Annotated in this window: 8 protein-coding genes and 6 pseudogenes; 12 read left to right on the top strand and 2 right to left on the bottom strand. The window is 57.5% G+C overall.

Annotated elements, in window-relative coordinates:
* The first annotated feature begins 75 nt into the window (after positions 1-75).
* The 10 genes and pseudogenes from PYH37_RS30685 (at position 76) to PYH37_RS30640 (ending at position 13,673) form a co-directional block, all read left to right on the top strand.
* Positions 76-1,018 (top strand): IS630 family transposase gene (locus PYH37_RS30685; protein ID WP_425336174.1). Its coding sequence is split into 2 segments (ribosomal slippage): positions 76-413 and positions 412-1,018, totalling 945 coding nucleotides; the frame shifts between segments, so codons are not numbered across the junction.
* Positions 1,012-1,398: pseudogene (locus PYH37_RS30680) on the top strand (transposase); the annotation flags it as partial. The gene PYH37_RS30685 and the pseudogene PYH37_RS30680, both read left to right, overlap by 7 nt.
* A complete protein-coding gene (tnpB, locus tag PYH37_RS30675) occupies positions 1,395-1,676 on the top strand; it encodes an IS66 family insertion sequence element accessory protein TnpB (RefSeq protein WP_280736255.1) in 282 nt (93 codons plus the stop codon). The pseudogene PYH37_RS30680 and the gene tnpB, both read left to right, overlap by 4 nt.
* A 271-nt stretch (positions 1,677-1,947) precedes the next feature.
* A pseudogene (locus PYH37_RS30670) lies at positions 1,948-2,883 on the top strand (site-specific integrase).
* Positions 2,884-3,019: 136 nt separating this feature from the next.
* Positions 3,020-3,238 (top strand): annotated as a pseudogene (locus tag PYH37_RS30665) (tyrosine-type recombinase/integrase); the annotation flags it as partial.
* A 114-nt stretch (positions 3,239-3,352) separates the two neighbouring features.
* Positions 3,353-3,472, top strand: a pseudogene (locus tag PYH37_RS30660) (transposase domain-containing protein); the annotation flags it as partial.
* A gap of 1,347 nt (positions 3,473-4,819) precedes the next feature.
* Positions 4,820-10,450 (top strand): type I polyketide synthase, encoded by a 5,631-nt coding sequence (locus PYH37_RS30655; RefSeq protein WP_280736256.1) that lies wholly within the window; start codon positions 4,820-4,822, stop codon positions 10,448-10,450.
* 371 nt (positions 10,451-10,821) lie between these two features.
* A complete protein-coding gene (locus tag PYH37_RS30650) occupies positions 10,822-11,493 on the top strand; it encodes an aspartate/glutamate racemase family protein (protein ID WP_342394684.1) in 672 nt (223 codons plus the stop codon).
* Positions 11,494-11,576: 83 nt separating this feature from the next.
* Entirely contained in the window at positions 11,577-12,449 is an 873-nt protein-coding gene (locus tag PYH37_RS30645) for a 3-hydroxyacyl-CoA dehydrogenase NAD-binding domain-containing protein (RefSeq protein WP_280736258.1), read from the top strand.
* Positions 12,450-12,881: 432 nt separating this feature from the next.
* Entirely contained in the window at positions 12,882-13,673 is a 792-nt protein-coding gene (locus PYH37_RS30640; protein ID WP_280736259.1) for an SDR family NAD(P)-dependent oxidoreductase, read from the top strand.
* 393 nt (positions 13,674-14,066) lie between these two features.
* On the opposite strand, the gene PYH37_RS30635 is transcribed toward PYH37_RS30640, so the two are convergent.
* Together PYH37_RS30635 and PYH37_RS30630 are read right to left on the bottom strand one after the other, a co-directional pair.
* Entirely contained in the window at positions 14,067-15,299 is a 1,233-nt protein-coding gene (locus PYH37_RS30635) for a RidA family protein (protein ID WP_280736260.1), read from the bottom strand.
* A gap of 157 nt (positions 15,300-15,456) precedes the next feature.
* A pseudogene (locus PYH37_RS30630) lies at positions 15,457-16,058 on the bottom strand (DUF1989 domain-containing protein).
* A gap of 502 nt (positions 16,059-16,560) precedes the next feature.
* Between PYH37_RS30630 and PYH37_RS30625 the strand changes: the two are divergent.
* Together PYH37_RS30625 and PYH37_RS30620 are read left to right on the top strand one after the other, a co-directional pair.
* A complete protein-coding gene (locus tag PYH37_RS30625) occupies positions 16,561-18,204 on the top strand; it encodes an MFS transporter (protein WP_280736261.1) in 1,644 nt (547 codons plus the stop codon).
* Positions 18,205-18,359: 155 nt separating this feature from the next.
* Positions 18,360-18,733 (top strand): annotated as a pseudogene (locus tag PYH37_RS30620) (IS110 family transposase); the annotation flags it as partial.
* Between the last annotated feature and the right edge of the window lie 64 nt (positions 18,734-18,797).

Raw genomic sequence — 18,797 nt, 5'->3', positions numbered from 1 at the left:
GCCGGCATCATAGCCGCAGCCGGTGCGGGGGCGTCCACATCATCAAGATGCTGGCTGGAAGGAGGCCAGCATTGGATGACGCGACCCTTATCGAACGACCTTCGCGACCGCGTTTTGGCAGCGGTTTTGAGCGGCGAGACCAGCCGTGTGGTGGCGGCGCGCTTCGGAGTTGCCGTCTCGTCCGTGGTGAAATGGTCGCAGCGCTATCGTGCGACCGGTTCTGGCGCACCGGGCAAGATGGGCGGGCATCGCAGGCGTATTCTGGAACCGCATCGCGCTTTCATTGCCGAGCGGCTCAATCAGAACCCGCATCTGACGCTGCATGGCTTGAAGGATGAACTGGCAAGACGCGGCGTCACGGTCTCCCACAATACGATCTGGGAATTCATCCGGCGCGAGGGACTGCGCTTCAAAAAAAACCCTGTTCGCCCTTGAGCAAGCCCGCGCCGACATCGCTCGCAGGCGGGAGCGATGGAAGACCTTTCAGCGCAATCTCGATCCTGAGCGGCTGGTGTTTATCGACGAGACCTGGATCAAGACCAACATGACGCCGCTTCGAGGCTGGGGACCAAAGGGCAAGCGCCTGCGTGCCTTTGCTCCGCACGGCCACTGGCGGACGCTGACCTTCCTCGGTGCCTTGCGCAGCGATCGGCTGACTGCTCCCTGTGTCTTCGACGGACCGATCAACGGCCAGTGTTTCCGCGCCTATGTCGAGCAACAGCTCGTGCCCGCGCTCAAACCCGGCGATATCGTCATCATCGACAATCTCGGCAGCCACAAATCGGCAGCTATCCGGCAGATCATAAAGGCGGCCGGTGCACGGCTCTGGTTCCTGCCGCCCTATTCGCCGGATCTCAATCCGATCGAGCAGGCTTTCTCCAAGATCAAGCACTGGATGCGGCAGGCCCAGAAGCGAACCGTCGAAGACGCCTGGCGACACATCGGAGCGCTCGTCCAGACAATCGAACCACACGAATGCTCAAACTATCTGGCCAACGCAGATAGACCAAGGATCTGAAGGCGCGGATTGTGGCGGAAAGCCTTCAGCCTGGAGCTCGGGTTGTTGGTGTTGCGCGTCGTCATGATCTCGTTGCGCATCAACTTTCTTGGGTTCTTGGGCGACGACAAGCACGTCAGGGTCTTCTGGCGCTGCCTCCGGAACTGATGACGGCCGTGCCGCTCTCTGAGGACGGGCCTATCGAACCCGCCTTTGTGCCACTTGCGATTACGACGGAGCCGAAGACGGCTACCGACGCTTTGCCGGGTCCGGAGCCGGTCGCGGCCGCTTCGGGGCTCGTGACAATAGAAATAGGCTTAGACCTCGTCGTGAGGGTTCCCGGCGATGTGCCGGTTGATCGGGTTGCAGCCTTGGTTCGGGCGATGCGAGGGACGGCGTGATCGTCGCGGGCCAAGGATTGCCGATCGTGATCGCGACGCGGCCGGTGGACTTCCGCTGTGGTCATCAGGCGCTGGCATTGATGGTGCAGACCGAGTTGAAGCTTGATCCGCATTCCGGGGTGACGGTGATCTTCCGGTCGAAGCACGGGTGTCGCCTAAAAATCCTGCCCAGGATGGAACGATGCGATTTTCTCGGGCTCAATACGAAGCCGTTCGATGGGCTTGATTGGCGACGGTTTATGGCGCAACGGGTAACAGCGCCGACTGCGGCAGGATGACTCAGCCGCCCTGTTTCGGCATTGTTTTATTGGGCTTTTCTGCTTCGATTTGCTATGAAGGCGCATGTAGGTGCCGATCGATCTTAGCCAGTTCCCGGACCTCCTCCCGAGGTATTGAAAGCCTTTGCGGCGGTGCAGTTCGAGCTGTCGGTCGAGAGTGCGGCGCGTCAGCATTAGCAGGCAGTGGTGACCGAGAAGGACGCCTTCATCACCGAGCTGAAGCAAGCATGCCAGCCTGGCGTCACTCAAGCGCTTTTTCATCCAACGCCTGATGCAACAACGGCAGGCAAGCCCCAATACAATCAGTTCCTATCGCGACACATTTCGGCAGTTACTGAAGTTCTCTGCACGAACACTGCATAAGCCGCCATCTCGCCTCAGTTTCGCAGAAATCGACGCGCCGTTGATCGTTGCCTTCCTTGATGACCTGGAGAGCCACGCGGGCATCAGCGTCCGCAGCCGCAACTTGCGCCTCACGGCGATTCATTCCTTCTTTCGCTATGCCGCCTTCGAAGCACCCGAGCATTCCGCTCAAATTCAACGCGTGCTCGCAATCCCAGCAAGCGCTTCACTCGAACACTGGTCAATTTCCTGACCCGCCCAGAGGTCGATGCGTTGCTGGCCGCACCGGATCAATCGACCTGGTCCGGCCGACGCGGTCACGCGTTCCTGCTGGTGGCCGTGCAGACCGGATTGCGGCTATCGGAGATCACGGGTCTCAAGCGGGATGATCTGTTCTTCGGCACGGGGGCCCACCTGCGCGTCATTGGTAAAGGGCGCAAGGAACGCTGCACCACGTTCGCCAAGTCTACGACCGCCGTCTTGCGAAACTGGCTGAAAGAGCCTCGGCGCGGAGACCAAGGTATCCTGTTTCCCAGCGCCAGAGGGAGCGGCTGAGCGTTCATGGCGTTCAATATGCTGAACAAACACCGTCAGATCGCTTCTGCCATGTGCCCGTCTCTGAAGGGAAAGCGCGTCACTGTTCATCGTCTGAGGCACACGATGGCCATGGACCTCCTACAGGCCGGCGTCGATCGCCGTCATCGCCCTGTGGCTCGGCCATGAATCGGTCGAGACGACCCAAATCTATCTCGAGGCGACGTTGGCGATGAAGGAGGCGGCGTTGGCAAAGACATCCCCATATTCCGGGACGTCATCCCGATTCCGGCCCGACGACAATCTGCTGGAGTTCTTGAACGGCCTGTGATCGAACTGACTATGTCGGGTGGCCCGGGCGCCTCTGCGGGAAATTTCCTCGTTCCTCAGACGTTTGCATTTCCGGTCGAAGCTACCTAACATAGTCAGGCGGGGTAGATAGTGCCGCCTCCGTCGACCAAGACAGGCGGCACAGCGCTGCCATGGAGCTGCTACAGGCGGGCGTCGACGGCTCAATCATTGCCCTATGGCTGGGCCATGAGGCGATGGAAACGACGCAGACCTACCTGCATGCCCATCTCGCAGTCAAGGAAACGGCGCTGGCCAAGCTTCAGCCGTATCACGCGGGCAAGCCAATCCGCTTCCAGCCGGACGATCGCCTGCTCGCCTTCCTGGAGGCGCTGTAAGGCAGGAAACTATGCCGAATGGAATCGGAGTGGCACCCAGCCAAACAGCAGCACGTGTGCGCAAACGGCTCGTTGCTCCGACGCCCGTTCGGCATAGTTCGGCGGGCGGCATAAACCGCCAAAATGAACCAGGTCGATCCGCACGCCTGGCTCACACAGACCCTCGAGCGCGTCGCCAATGGCTGGCCAAACAGCGATATCGAGGCGCTCATGCTTTGGAACTACCAGCGCTAAACGGCATCAGCTACGCGCTTACCGCCCAACATCCGGGTAAACGACAAAGCTGTCGCCTGAACAGTCGGTGAGGGCGTCGGATATGCGCTCCCTTTTCGTCGACAATGCAGAAGCTTTGTCTCGTCGAGAGTGTTTCAGAATTGTGCTGCACGGCCTGCGGAGTTGGGCGTCGGCCCGCCATCGGGAAGGAACCCTTCGTTCACATATTCGTAGATCGCTCGACGATCCGCGATCCCCGCTACAGATGTTCAGATGTCGCCCATGTAGAGGTACTTCATTTCGGGGAACCCTCCCGTCGGATACCGGACTGCTTCTCCATATACGTCCTCACATGTAGCCACGCTAAGCTAAAGGCACAGATTAGTCTGGAGCAAGCATGAAATCGTTCGGGGCGAATTAAAATAAAACGTTGGCAGAAATTGGGCAGAATTGTTAAACGTAGCTTTCGATGTTTTTCGAAAAGACTATAAAATTAAATATCGTTAAAAACCTTTACATAACGTAACGTAAAATTCGTAAAAAACATCTTTTTACCGCTGCGTGCTGCTGGTATGTTCCTGTTGACAATATCAATTACTCCGTCTCGGCCAGTTCCTCCCTTATCTTGGGAACGTTGACGGCTTATCCTGGAGAGCTTCGATGCAAGACCGGCATCAGCTAGTCAAGGAATCCTCCCTGATCCCGTGGGACGGATCACCCGAGGGGTGGACATATGTTTCCGCTAGAAGACGTCCCGCTGACCGACTTTCGGATACGCTCTTTTGAGTCTTTGTCTGGCGACCGCACCCACGTCAGCGCCTGATCATCGAGGAGCCCTACGAACTCGAAATGCGTCATGGTCGTCGATGATGGGGGCAATACCGTAGACTCTGGGTGCGTTGAACTGTTCGATAACCAAAGCCCGCATACCGGCGAGGTACAGGTTGTACCTTCAGCCACGAGACCTGCGCGCCATGAAGGCCCTTTCACACCCATCCGGCCTATGGGGAGGAGCTGTAATGAACCTAAATAGATAGACCGCACTTGAGGAAGCCGCACGAGAACCGTTTCGTTAGCGCGAGCACTCGCAACAGCTATGCGGCGGCCAGATACTTTGTAGATGAGGTGCGACATCTGCAGAATGCGGGCCTGCGCTGTCTAACAAGTGGGGCTGCCTCGCGGAAGATCTTGGAAATCTTTATAAATCAATAACATCCGCTTAGAGATGGTCATTTCAGGCGGAATCTTGATGGAGTAGTTTGAGAGATGGAACAAATTCCTGGTAAAGCCAACGGACTGCTTAGCGTCGTAAAGAGTTCACTTGAGCCGTCGTATCGGATAATTTGTTTCCCTCATGGAGGGGGCAGTATGCGCTCATTCCGTACCTGGTCTGACTATCTCCCCGACGACGTTGAGCTTATTTGCCTGGATCTTCCCGGGCGCGGCAAACGGTCTGCGGAGGCGGCCATCCGCAGCATGGACGTACTAGTACCCATGGTCATCGAGGCGCTCCAGGCGTACAGCGATAGGCCTTTTGTTTTCTTCGGCCATAGCGCAGGCGCCCTCGTGGCCTACGAGATTGCTCGCTCTCTGGAGCAGGCCGGTCGGCCATCTCCCTTCCATGTTGTCGTGTCTGCTCACCCGTCGGCCGACCTGCCCCCGGAAGAGCCGCCGATGTATACCTACGCGGATGATAAGTTAGCCGATGTGGTGCGTACCCTTGGCATGGTCCCCACAAAGGCGCTGGCAAACGAGAAATTGCTACTGGAATTCATTTTGCCGCCCATGAGGGCCGACTTCGAACTTGTGGAGACTTACGATCGAAACCTGCCAACGCCTCTCAAGGCAGCAATCACCGCAATGGGCGGAGTTAAGGACGATATCAATGCCAATGACCTAGACGAATGGCATCGGCTTACGACGTCGCGCTTCGCTCGGATTATGTTTGATGGCGATCACTTTTTCACTCATTCCATGACGGAGGAGGTGGTGTCTAGCCTCCTGCGCGAGGTTGGCGAGGTGAAGGGACAACTTCCAGCTTCCATCCAACACGGCGAAGTCCTCCCTTATAATAATCTAACGCTGCATGAGCAATTCCGCAAACAAGCGGCTCTCACCCCCGACAGTCCTGCGATCGTTTCAGAGGCTGCGACCATCACATATCGCGAACTCGACGAACTAAGCGACATTCTGTCCAGGCACCTCCTCGGACATGGTCAGAGCCGAGGCTCCCGCGTGGGTCTCCTGATGGATACTTCACCTGAATACGCTGTCGCATTGTTCGGTATTCTTAAGACAGGGGCGGCCTACGTTTTGCTTGACAAAGCAGTGCCTGTCGCTGCGATAAAGAGAATACTTCAGAAAGCATGTGTTGAAATCGTCGTCACTAACAACCGGTTCGCGGCTAAGCTTCCGCCTGACTGGTCTGGTATTGCGGTTTCGCTCGACAAGGAATGGGAAGCACAACTTGGCAAGGCCAGTCCGGCCAATCCCCCAACGGTGGATCTCGATGCGCCGGCCGAGATTTCATTTTCGTCTGGCACCACTGGTGAACCAAAAGGGATTGTCTGTCCTCATCGAAGCGTTGTATCCTCTTACCAGTGGCGCTATTACGCGCTGCCATATGCGTCTGATGAGCGTGAGGCGGTCAATCTCTTCGGGGCCATGATGCGGCCGATCCTCGCCGGGATTCCAGCCTATCTGATCCCTGATGACGTTATCTACGATCCGCACCGGCTGGTCGACTACCTGGAACGAAATCGAATTTCCAGAATATTGCTAACTCCTTCACTGTTGGATGTTCTTCTCAGCAGCGGTTTCCTCGATGTCCGTTCCCGCCTTTCGGATCTCCGATTTATCTACCTATCAGGCGAGGTACTAACGGCAGCGTTGCTTGCGCGTGTGAGGGATGCGCTGCCGCACGTCAGAATCATCAATTACTACGGCGCCGCGGAGGCATGTGATATCGCGCATATTGACTTGAGCGAGATCGATCCGGCGACAATACAAAAGGTCGCACCGGTCGGTCCGCCTCAGTACAATGTCAGCGTCTATATCCTCGAGGAGCAACGCGATCCCGTCCCACTGGGCTTCTCGGGCGAGGTCTTCGTCGGCGGCGATGTCTTGGCTCATGGATATCTCGACAGCCCGGAGATGACGCGCGAAAGGTTCCTTCCCGACCCGTTCCGCGCTGAAGGCACGATGTTCCGCACGGGCGATCTTGGCCGCATGCTGCCCGGCGGCCAACTAGAGATCTTGGGGCGCTGCGCTTTCATGGTGAAGATCCGGGGATACAGCGTCGTTCCAGCGTCTGTAGAAGCTGCTTTGCTTCAATACGCCGGCGTCCGCTCCGCCGCCGTATTGCCGGAGCTCAATCCGACGACCGGCCAGCCTGATCGGCTGATCGCCTATGTAGTCTTGTCGAATCCGTGCAAGGGGTGGCAGGCTTCTTTGCGGGCGTATTTGAAGTCTGAGGTGCCGCACTACGCAATTCCGTCAGAGTTCGTTGCTCTGACCGAATTGCCCATAGCGGCCAACGGGAAACTTGATAGGTCGCGCCTTCGCGCGCTCGTGCAAGAGGCGTGCGCTCCGGTGACCGGTACCGACGAGGTTGAACCGGCACTTCTCGCAGCTTGGCGCGACCTTCTCCAGGCCGAAGGTGCTGATCCAGGCGACAACTTTTTCGATTGCGGCGGAACCTCCCTTCTGGCTGCCGGTCTCTGTACGCACCTTCGTAAGAGTCTGAAGGTGGAGCTCCGCGTAGTGGAGATCTTCCTCAATCCGACCTTTAACGAACTCGCGGCTCTTCTCCGCAAACGCGTTGTTGAGCAGGGACGTCCCCAAAACGCCAAGCTCCCCAAAACGCCGCCAGTCTTGCCGGGTGGGGCGCATGTGAAGGCGTTGGACCGTCGACGCAGCCCCGGTATTGACATTGCGGTGATTGGTATGGCCGCGCGTTTTCCTGGCGCGGAGACGGTGGACGCCCTGTGGGAGAACCTCTGCCAAGGGGTGTGCTCGATCACGTCGCTCTCCACGCAGGAACTCAAGGCCCGGGGCATCCCGGAGGCCGTCCTGAAGCGCCCCGATTACGTGCGCGTGGGCGCCCATCTCAACGATGTGGACCTTTTCGATCCGGATTTCTGGAACCTTTCGAGGCGTGAGGCAACGTTAATGGACCCGCAGCATCGGCTGTTTCTCGAATGCTGTTGGAAGGCCCTTGAGTCGGCCGGATATGCGCCAACCCAGCATGAAGGCCGTACCGGAGTGTTTGCAGGTGCTTCTTCCTCGCTCTATCTACGCTACCATTTGAAGGGCGGCCCCAGCGATCCCAACAACGCGCCACTCGCTTTCCTGACGGAGCTCGGCAACGAGAAGGACTACCTTGCCTCCCGCGTGTCCTACATGCTTAACCTCAACGGGCCAAGCATTGCGGTGCAAACCTCATGCTCAACTGGGTTAGTGGCGATCGCGGTCGCCGCTCAGTCGCTCGCGGCCGGCTATTGCGAGATCGCGTTGGCAGGGGGCTCGAGTATCACCTTCCCTCAAGCGGGGTATCAGTTTGTCAAGGGCTACATTAATTCGTCGGACGGTGTGTGCCGAGCCTTTGATGCCGATGCCAGTGGCACGGTGTTTGGAGATGGGGTAGGCGTTGTCGTTCTTAAGCGCCTTGAAGACGCGCTGGAGGCGAACGACCCGATCCACGCGGTGGTAAAAGGATGTGCCATTAACAACGACGGCCGCGCCAAATCGTCCTTCTCGGCGCCTAGCGCGCGAGGCCAGGCCGAAGTTGTGCGCCAAGCACTTGCCTCTGCGGCACTCGGCCCTGAAGATGTCGAATATATCGAAACTCATGGGACCGGCACCAAGGTCGGCGACCCGATCGAGATCCGCGCTCTGGCAGAGGTCTTCGCGGAGCAAGAGAAGACGGGGCACGCCTGTGCGCTGGGGTCAATTAAACCGAATATCGGGCATGCCGACGTCGCCTCAGGGGTCGCGAGCTTTATCAAGACAGTTCTCACCCTTCAGCACGGAGTAATCCCACCGACCATCAAAATCAACCGGCTGAACGAAGATCTAGGTCTGGAAGACACACCCTTCTTCATCAATGAGCAGCTTAGACCTTGGCGCCGTCCGCCTGGACGCTCGCGAACGGCCGGAGTTACTGGCCTCGGTGTTGGCGGAACCAACTGCCATGTCGTGCTGCAAGAATGGGACAGCGACAATGCCAGGGCTTGGCCCGGATCGGTCGAACGGGGATCTCACGCTCTTTGCCTATCCGCAAAGACCCCTTCGGCGCTAAGCCGGGCTTGCCGGAATCTGGCCGCGTTCCTGCGGCGTAACCGCGATATCCATCTTGGGGACGTCGCGCACACACTACGCGTGGCGAGATGCCAGTTTGAGCATCGAACCGTCATTGTGGCGCGCAACTTAGATACGGCAATCGCGAGGTTGGAAGAAGAAGTGGATCGTGCGGCTGATCGGACCCTTTCCTCGCCGTCGATTGGGTTCATGCTGCCCGGCTGCGGAGTGCAGCACCCGCGAATGTTCAAGGAACTCTTTGATCACGTGCCAGACTTTCGCAATGCTTTCCTGACTTGTGCCGACGCTAGTCGCCGGGTTCTCGATCGTGACCTGGAAACGGTCATGTTTGGGGAAGAGGACGAAAATCGGACGGCTTCCTTCGAAGAAATCAATGTCATGATTTTCTCCGTGCAATACGCCATGGCGCGTTTGCTAGAACTGTTCGGCGTGCTGCCCGATTATCTCGTCGGACACAGCATGAGCGAATACATTGTGGCCACTCTAGCAGGCATTCTAAAAGTAGAAGATGCTGTTGGGCTGTCGGTCATTCGGAGCCGGTCGATGGCGAATCTTAGTATCGATGGTGCTATGCTTTCGGCTGAATGCTGCCCGAGTGAGGCTGAGCGTATCCTCACGGAGGACGCTTGGCGTGATCGAGCTGAAGCTGGCGAGATCGGCGTCGGTGTCGTGAACTCAAACACGAGCGTCGTGTTCACCGGCAAGTGGGAATTTTTGGAAAGGCTTCAGGAAAGTCTCAAACAGCGAGAGATTCCCAACAAACTCCTTAATACAGCCGGCGTCCCCAGTCATTCTCCGCTGATGAAACAAGCGACTGACATGATCGACGTGCAGGCCCGCGTACTCGAAAAGGCTCTGCCGAATGTCGCCATAGCCCTGAATTCAGGATCCCTGCATCGTGTGAAAGTACCCCTGCCGGAGAGCCACTGGAGTGGGCAAGCAACTGAGACTATCCGATTCGATCGCGCTATCCAGGCCGTGGTCGCAACTGGTGCAACTGCGCTCATTGACCTTGGCCCTTCGCGCAATCTGGCGCGTTTCGCACATGGGGCGATCAACCCGGAGGATTGCAAGACCCGAATTCCATCGATTGTCCCAGCCGCGCGCGACGAGAACGATGAAGAGTCGACGGACCGCCATGTCCTTTTGGAATGCCTTGGGGCACTCTGGGCCGCGGGTGTTGCGGTGGATTGGAAACGGGCCAGTGATCAATTGGAACCGTTCGGTACTCGCCGTCGCATTCCCCTTCCAACGTACTCGTTCGACGGTCACCGATGCTGGCCGGACGATCAGCCTGCAGGCCCGACGGTTTGGCGGCACCCGGGGGGGCAAGAACGGCAAAGGGGGGAGGTGTTCACGACGGCGGACGAGCAGCCACAAGAAGATAAAAAATCTTTTCCAAAAGAAGAAGTCGAAATAGGAAAGGTCAACATGTTTAGCAACGATGATCCGAGGAGAATTTTTCTTGATGAAATCAAAACTATTATTGGCTCCAACGAAATAGGCTTGGAAGATAACTTCTTTGATGTTGGGGGAGACAGCCTGATCGCCGCAGAGCTCCAAGCTAATTTGGATAAAGGCGACCGCTGGAGGCCGCCGCAATTGGATGAGATAATTGAGGCGGCGACGTTCGGGGACCTGTATGACCGAATATGCAGACGTAACCACCCGTCGCAATAACGACACCTCAAACCTGCCAGACTAAATGTTCGCCGGTCCCAGGAGAACATTTGGTCTAGAGCGCAGACGCAGCAGACACGCGCAGCTCTGTTTCCGGCGGTCGGCGAGACTGGTAGCGGATCATCTTCCTGTACGCATGCGCCAGACTCGCACGCACAACTTCCCAAAGGGAATCCCAAATCGGACTCTTCTGTTAGGCTGTAACCACTAGATCTCCGAACCTGCTATCGCACATGGCCATCTTGCACCCAGGTGGTCGGCGGCGACAATCGATATTTGACGAAGGCGCATATACCATGCACATCAAATGTAACTACATGACCTGAGGCGAAATGACGTCGCAAGCCGGAAGTTGTCTTGGAGTCTTGGGCTTGGAACCCGGTTTGCCGGCCGGCGTGGCGCCGCCGGCGGAGCCGTCCGGGTCGCTGTTTAGTTCAGCTACTTTCGACTTTCCCGTAATATCGGAAACCGTCGAGGGAGCCTGGGCGGATGTTGTGATGCAGGGCGAACCTGCACTCGAGCCTGCTTTTGTGGCGGCAGCTCGGAGGCTGGTGGAGCGAGGCGCAGTCGTAATCAGCTCGGACTGCGGCTTTGCTGTCCGGCATCAGGCAGCGGTGGCTGCGGCGGTAAGTGTTCCGGTAATAATGTCCAGCCTGCTCTTAGTGCCGACGCTGCTCCGCCAACTGCCGCCAAAAGCCAAACTCGCTGTTGTCACAGCTGATTCACGAGTGTTTCGAGATGATTTGCTTGGGCTCATTGATCAGGCCGACCGGGATCGGATCGTCATCGGCGGCGTCGAAGGCGGTAAGATGTCTGAAAACGCGTCCATGCGTCCGCCGCAACCGACCGATATCGCCGACATCGAGAATGATGTGGCTGCTTGTGTCGCGCGGCTCCGCGTCGCAAATCCGGACATCGCTGCGCTACTCTTCACTTGCACTGGATTCCCGCCGATAACGCCGGCAATCCGTTGCATGACAGGGCTGCCTATCTACGACATCACAACCATATCCCGGATGACGCTTGAGTCTGTTCGCACCTAATGTTGTCATCGCTTCAAGTTCATCAGGTTTCTCGAAGCCTATTTGAGAAGTCACTCTCCAGATCCATTGATATGAGGTAATCTATGCGCATCGCATGCATCGGCACAGGGGAAATAGGCGCGAGCTGGGTGGCGTTGTTCATGACTGGCACCCATGAGGTGACCGCATGGGATCCAGCACCGGGTTGGCAGGATCGTCTAGTGGCGGCCCTCGACCGCTATGAGCCGCAATTGCAAGAGCTTCATTTGCCCATTGTACGTACACGCCTTCGACTTTGCGCCACTTTGGCCGAGGCGGTGGCCGAGGCAGAGCTCATTCAGGAAAATGCCCCGGAACAGATAGATCTCAAACGCGCGCTGGTCCGGGAAATTGCCAGTCTCGCGCCGCTCGATTCGATTATCGCCTCCTCCACATCAGGACTTTTGCCAGGCGATATCGCTAGAGACATTCCCAACCCGGGTCGTCTCCTCGTAGCACATCCTTTTTCCCCTCCGCACCTGGTCCCGGCCATGGAGATCGTCGGCATACCTGAAATGCCGAGAGAAAGACTTGAAGCAGCAGTCGAACTGTACCGCAGCATCGGCAGACAACCGATTGTAGTGTCGCAAGCCATTCCGGGTTTTATCGGCAATCGCCTGCAAGCCGCGATGTTCCGCGAGGCGTTCCACATGATCGCGGCCGACGAGGCCACGATGGAAGAGATCGACAGCATCATTAAGAGCGGACCTGGTCTCCGCTATGGCATTTCAGGCCCATGTGAGGCCCAATTGGGTTGGGTAGATCGTCCGGAGGCCCCCGGCGAGATAAATGAAGAAAAGTGGTCGATCCTGATGGACAGTGACTGGAGCCGCCTGCCAGGTCCGCCGCTGACCAATGCACTGCGTGACCTCCTCGTCCGCAACTCTTGGCAGCGCACGCAAAGAGGCTCCCCGACGACGCACGGGAGAAGCGGATAATTGCAGTACGACGTGCAGTCGGGAACATCTGAGGTTCAGACCGACGTGACAGGAGTCCTTAGCGCTTGTCCAAGCCCAGCGTTGGATCGTCAAGGCGTAGAAATTGTGGCTGTGCTCACCGTGGCCGGACTCGGTGGTGGCGTGTTGGCGCGCCCACGATATCTCAATGTGATCGACCGCCTCAGTGCGGCGAGGCAATCAAGGTGGGAGTGCAGCGTCAATGGATCCGTAGCAAAGATTTACATGACCGACGGAACGACGCGAGGCGTCGATCCACCACTACGCCGCAAGTATCGCCAGTGTCGGTGCTGGATCGTAGGTACCTCACCTGTCGTTTGCCCATACCCTTGCCTTCGTCGGCAGCGAAAAGGCACCCAAAGGCAGGGACCGTGCGAAAATTTAGCAGTGCAATAGCACTCTCCGGAAATGAGTATGATACAACCCAAGGAAGACGTCATGATAAACTTTGATTTGCGGAATAAAAAGGCTATTGTAACAGGAGCGGCTTCCGGTATCGGTCTTGCCACAGCGACAAGACTCGCAAGATCTGGCGCTAGTGTCGCGATAAATGGCTTACGCACAAACGAAAAGCTGATCATTGAAGTCACCAAACTAAGGGACGACGGTCTTGACGTGTATAGCGTGCCGGGAGATGTCAGCCAACCAGACTCCGCGCACAAAGTTGTCTCATCTGCCTTGGAAGTGCTCGGCGGCCTTGATTATCTAATTAATAACGCTGGAGCACCCGGTACGAAGTCGCCAATCCCAGTAGATGACTTTGATGCTCTTACCCCAGCCTTCTGGCAGAAGATGCTGGACGTTAATTTATTGAGTGCGTTCTGGATGACCAAGGCTGCCCGTACCGCTCTCATGGAGAGCCATGGCGCGGTAGTCAACACGGTATCCACAGGCGCATTCGCGTGCACCGGTAGCAGTACCGCGTATGCCTGCGCCAAGGCCGGGCTGGCTCACCTGACTAGACATTTGGCCAAGGCTTTGGCACCTCGGGTGAGGGTCAACGGAATTGCACCCGGAGCGGTAAATTCTCCTTGGGAATGCTCATGGGGGCTGGACAACGAGGAGTGGGCGCGAACCGCTGTTCCGCTTCAGCGTATTGGTCAGCCTGAAGAGTATGCGGAACTCATCACTTATCTCGCGGCAGGCGCGTCCTACATAACCGCCCAGGTAGTAATAGCGGATGGTGGCGATTTCCTCTTAAGCTGAGGAATTGCAGGACTCAGTGCGGTCATCCCTGGAAATACATCAGTTGACCCTTTTAATGAGCGATGCGAGTTGCACATGAACGGTCCCGGCATGGTGATCTGCCCAGATCACACGAGAATGGGCAAATAGATGGATACGACCCGAAAATTTGCAACAATGGTGACCGACGATCTTCTCGACGGATATGGGCACATGAGTAAGCGGTGTTTCGGGACCACCTTTCGGGAGTGGTCGCGATCTGTGAAGTTGCCGGTTCTGCATTGGGATCGGAGATCGACTTGTGTCTGGACTTGACTTTACGCTTGACCCGGAGCGGCAACCTCGACCTTTCGTGGTATCTTTCTCCTCTATATTCGAGCGCTAGCGGCGCATTCGTAGACACAGCTGTAGCGTTCAGCCTCGGGCAACACCCCATATTTCGACAGTATTTTCAGGCGAGTACATGGGCAATGGTATGAGCGTCATGGGCGGCAGCGCCCCACCGACGGAAGCAGCAATGGTGTTGGTTAATGCAACAGTTTCAGCTTGGGTGCCAGTTGAACTGAAGTAGCACACCAGGAGAACTATGTCCGCGGGTTCCCGACCGAAGGGACGTAGGAGGTCCTCGATGTAGCTCATAGTGAAGCGGGTCTGAGGCAACAGCTGCCCCTCCATCACAGCCTGCCATTTGTTGTCGTAGGGACGACCGGGCCACTGGCCTCCTAGCCATACCGTATCGCGCAGCCGGATGGCTTGGCGATAGGGTAACGGGATCGGCCAGTCCCACACGCGCTCGGGCCAATGGTCCTCACGCGAGATGTACTTGTCGAGGCCGTTCCTCTGCTCGCGCATTGCCATGACCTCGATTTTGGTCAGCGCCTCATTCGGATTGAGGCGATGGCAGGGAACAGAAGTCGCGACGGGCCCCGGCTCACGAAAGTGGCTCGCCCGCGCCTTTGCGAGTGGCTCCCATCGCTCGCGCGTGCCGCCGCAAGGGCCATAGAGGTAATACCCCTCAAACTTGATGCAGTCCTGGAAGGAAGCGCCGAGCCCAGCCAGCGTCTCCGAATGTGTTTCCATGATGAAGTTGATTTGGGCAACGCCATCGCCCGGGTGGCGCACCGCGCCTTCAAGGTCCTCCGCTGTGCGATTGGCCAGCGCGATGAACTCGCCAGCTCGCAGGCCTCCAGTAACCGTCCGCCCCCCTAATAACTCGCGTCTCTTCGGGGGGACTTGGCGCGGCACACTTCGAATGTCAGAGTGCGTGCGCCAACCGCGTTGCGCAACGACCTGAATTTGAATGCATTGGCCGCAGAAAGGCTGCAAAGCCTCTGGCATCGTGCTGATCACGGGCATGGGCTCCGCTTTGAAGAAGCATGCTAGGGCCGCGATCACGACCCAATCATCGCGCTCGGCGGTGTAATGCGCCTTTATCCGAACAACGTCGTCGAGAGTGCAAGACTCTGTTGCGAGCGCATCCGCCACGTTGGCCATCGCGCCCTCAATCTGCTTATCCAGTTCACCTGGGTGGCGAATCCGTCCCGTCGCATCGAAATCACCAGCGCCCCCGACGAAAGTCAATTCGCCTGAACTGGCGCACAAATTGTGGACGTTCGGAATCGGCAGATTCCACATCGCAGACGTCATTTCTCTGCTCCTGAGAGATTACACAAAAACTGCACGATGCTCCGGAACAAATCCGGCCTCGGGCCGCCACGCACCAGCCGTTCGCTTTTCCGATCGTAAGCGGCGGGGTTGCTGAAGCGAGCACCTGCTCGAAGTGCGCGACACCAGACCTTCATCGCTAGCCTAGGACTTGGTAGTGTGCGTCGGTGGGCACACAGACCATGCCATCTGTAGATGCAATGTCCCACGGGCAGGCGGACATCGCGACGATACAATCCAGTTCCGCTCGTATCACGACAAAGTCTTCCGGCCTCGACAGGAATTCCCCCGAGGTAAGTGTTCCATCGAGCGCCACCGGAAAGTTCATCCAGAGATTCAAGGGGCAGGGCACCTCCAAGACCGTAAGGCCGATTTGACGCATTGCCGACCTCAGATTGTCGGCGCAATTGTCGTGGTATTGGCTACAACCGAGTTGGCCATAACGATAGTCGTCGCACCCTGCCATTGTGGTGTCATGCCTGCTCGGTGAGGTGTCTTCCACCACCGTCAGAATCGGCCGCCGCCTGTTCGTGTGTAGAGGTCACCTTTGAGGGGCCACAGCCTTCCTAGCGCCGCGCGCAAAAGCCCCATCGATATAAACTCCGTCAGGTCATCAGCATTAAAGCACCAAGTGTCGATCACTTGGCTGCCATCGGTGTTTGTGATTTTAATCGATTGACCCCGTGTCAGCTGCGCGCGGCCCTGACGCGCGAGAATGGTTATGAGTCCACTATCTATCATGAACGTCCGTTCGACTAATGCGAATTTAAACGGAGCATGCCGGTTAAACTGAGCTCGCAATTAAGAATTGCACGGCGTTCAGCGGTCAAGGAAGGCAAGTACCGTTATGCGAGGCCGCTGTTGATTATGCAATGAAGTGCACAAAGACACGATGTACCTGCACAGTCGGGTCGGCGCCTACTGGAGATACCTCTTCTACGGCCTTGGCCTGACTACCGTTTCGTTCACTGAGACTTACTTCAATCGTCGACAGGATGACGCGAGTTGAAGGAAGATGCGTGTGAGCTGTCACAACGCTGGTTTCTCTCCCAGTTTCCACTGACCAGTGCGACTCCAACGCTTCAGTCAATAATGTTTTGGGAATGCACATAATGGACAGCGAATTGCTTGCATGTGCGTATTCGCCGAATGTCTCGTTCGGTAGCTTTAGGCGCAGGGGAGTTTCCAGGTACAACATGACGCTACTAACATGGACGCCAACCTAGTCCGGAAAGCCATCATCATGCATCGTGCAGATTCGCACTCGGCCATCTCGACAACGTTTGCCCCGCTCCGGAACCACGCATTTAGTTCAATCTGGACGGCGACACAAATCTCGAGCCTCGGCTGGCTCGTCCAGACAACTGCCGTCAGTTGGCTCATGGCCACGATTTCGGCTTCCGATCTGATGGTCGCGCTCGTACAGGGCGCGTCCACACTGCCGGCATTCTTCCTCTCCGTTCTCGCCGGCGCCATCGCCGACAGTTTCAGCCGACGGGGCGTGATGCTCGCCGGACACTGCTTGATTGCTCTGGCCTCCCTGACGCTGGCGATTTGCGTGTCACTGGGCTTCGTCAGTCCATGGTTGATACTGGGATTGGGCTTCCTGGCCGGGTGCGGCTTTGCCTTGAATGATCCAGCTTGGCACGCCTCTGTCGGCGATATTCTGAAGAAGCGAGACATCCCAGCCGCGGTGACGCTGATGTCGGTCGGCTATAATATTGTTCGAAGCACAGGCCCGGCCCTGGGTGGCGCCATTTTGGCATTCTTTGGGCCCCTTGCCGCTTTCGTCTTGGCAGCACTGAGCGATCTCGTCCCGCTCGCAGCTATATCGCGGTCGAAATGGCACGTTCGCACGTCTTCGCTCCCGCGCGAGCGCGTAGTTACGGCCATTCATGATGGGCTGCGCTTCACCGCAATGTCGTCGGAAATCAGAGCGGCGATCGCACGCGGCGCCGTGTTCGGTCTTGCGAGCATTTCGATCCTCGCGCTGCTTCCCCTGATCGTCCGCGATCATTTGGCCAGCGGACCCATCGTTTACGGTGCACTCCTCGCTGCGTTCGGGGTAGGTGCCTTCAGCGCCGGTCTCGGCACAAACCATCTGAGACGGATTGTTTCCCAGGACCGTCTCATCGCATTGGCATCCATTGCCTGTGCCATATGCTGCCTCGTATTACCCCTCACAGCGTCGATCCCCATCGCGGCCCTTGCATTGGCGGTCGGTGGCGCAGGCTGGCTACTAACCTGGACCGGACTAGACGTTTCGATACAGCTATCGAGCCCCAGATGGGTCGTCGGTCGGACGCTTTCGATCTATTATGCCCTATCCTACGGCGGCATGGCGGCAGGCAGTTGGGTCTGGGGCGCGGTTGCCCAGAATTTCTCCCTGACGATCGCTCTCGAGGCTGCTGCTGTGGTTCTGCTCCTTGCTGCTGGCGCTGCATTCGTGCTGCCGATACAATTGTGGGAAGAAACGGATCGGGAAGCCTCTGAGTTTGTACCGCCGCCGCTCGCGTTTAACCTGCAGCCGAGAAGCGGCCCTATCGTGATCAAGGTGGACTACGTTATAGGAGAGCATCGTCTCGAGGCCTTTCTCGAGTGCATGCGCGACCGGCGGCGCATCCAGAGCCGCGCGGGCGCACGGAACTGGACGCTCCAGCGCAACTTACAAAACCCTACCTTATGGACGGAGACGTTTAGAACGCCGACATGGACGGACTATCTCCGTCTGAACCATAGGCTGACCGCAACAGACCAGGATGTCGACAAACGCCTTGCCGCTCTGCACGACGGGGACCTTCCTCCCGAGCCGGTGCTTTCGATCGAAAGAGCAACTGGCGCCGTTCGTAGCCGCAGCCAACCAATAACTCGTTTTTCGCGCCCGTGACGTGACCGAACAATGAGGTCGCCAGTAAGTCAACTGCGCAACGTCCGCTAATGGGATGGACCGGCTGCTCCCCCGGCGGGTTAGTCTGCACAAGCTTATACCCGTGGCAACAGGACAAGCAGTGGAGAAACCAAAACCGATTACCTCTTTCGACGCTGACGACGATCGGCGTCGGCCTTGGCAAGGATGTTTTTCACATATTTGGCTTCGATACTGACGGGAAGATCGCTTTCCGTCGCAAGATCAAGCGATTGGCCCTTGCCGACACGTTCAGGAAGTTGTCGCCGTGCATCGTCGGCATGGAAGCCTGGCTGAGCGCGCATCTCGTCAGTCGCACACTGCGCCCTCTCGGTCACGAGCCGAGGATTATTCCGGGATCTACGTTAAGCCGTTCGCGAACGGGCAAAAGAACGACTACAACGACGCGGAAGTGATCGCCGAAGCAGCCCTGCGGCCGAAGCTGCGCACTGTGAAGGAAAAGTCCCAGGTGCAGCGCGACAACCAAGATGAGACGAAGCGTCAATCAAGATGAGACTCGGCAGCAGCGGTGGAACGCAGAGAGGGCGTAGCCCGAACGGAGTTCTACCGCTGCT

Origin of the sequence: Sinorhizobium numidicum (assembly GCF_029892045.1) — a bacterium.
Taxonomy (GTDB): Bacteria; Pseudomonadota; Alphaproteobacteria; order Rhizobiales; family Rhizobiaceae; genus Sinorhizobium; species Sinorhizobium numidicum.
The sequence above is the reverse complement of the archived record's forward strand: the minus strand, read 5'-3'. Positions and strand labels throughout refer to the sequence as shown.

Bases quoted from the DNA above. Each gene is read 5' to 3' on its own strand.
- PYH37_RS30645 (WP_280736258.1), top strand. From the start codon at position 11,577: ATGCGCATCGCATGCATCGGCACAGGGGAAATAGGCGCGAGCTGGGTG.
- PYH37_RS30635 (WP_280736260.1), bottom strand. From the start codon at position 15,299: ATGACGTCTGCGATGTGGAATCTGCCGATTCCGAACGTCCACAATTTG.
- PYH37_RS30640 (WP_280736259.1), top strand. From the start codon at position 12,882: ATGATACAACCCAAGGAAGACGTCATGATAAACTTTGATTTGCGGAAT.
- PYH37_RS30625 (WP_280736261.1), top strand. From the start codon at position 16,561: ATGCATCGTGCAGATTCGCACTCGGCCATCTCGACAACGTTTGCCCCG.
- PYH37_RS30655 (WP_280736256.1), top strand. From the start codon at position 4,820: ATGCGCTCATTCCGTACCTGGTCTGACTATCTCCCCGACGACGTTGAG.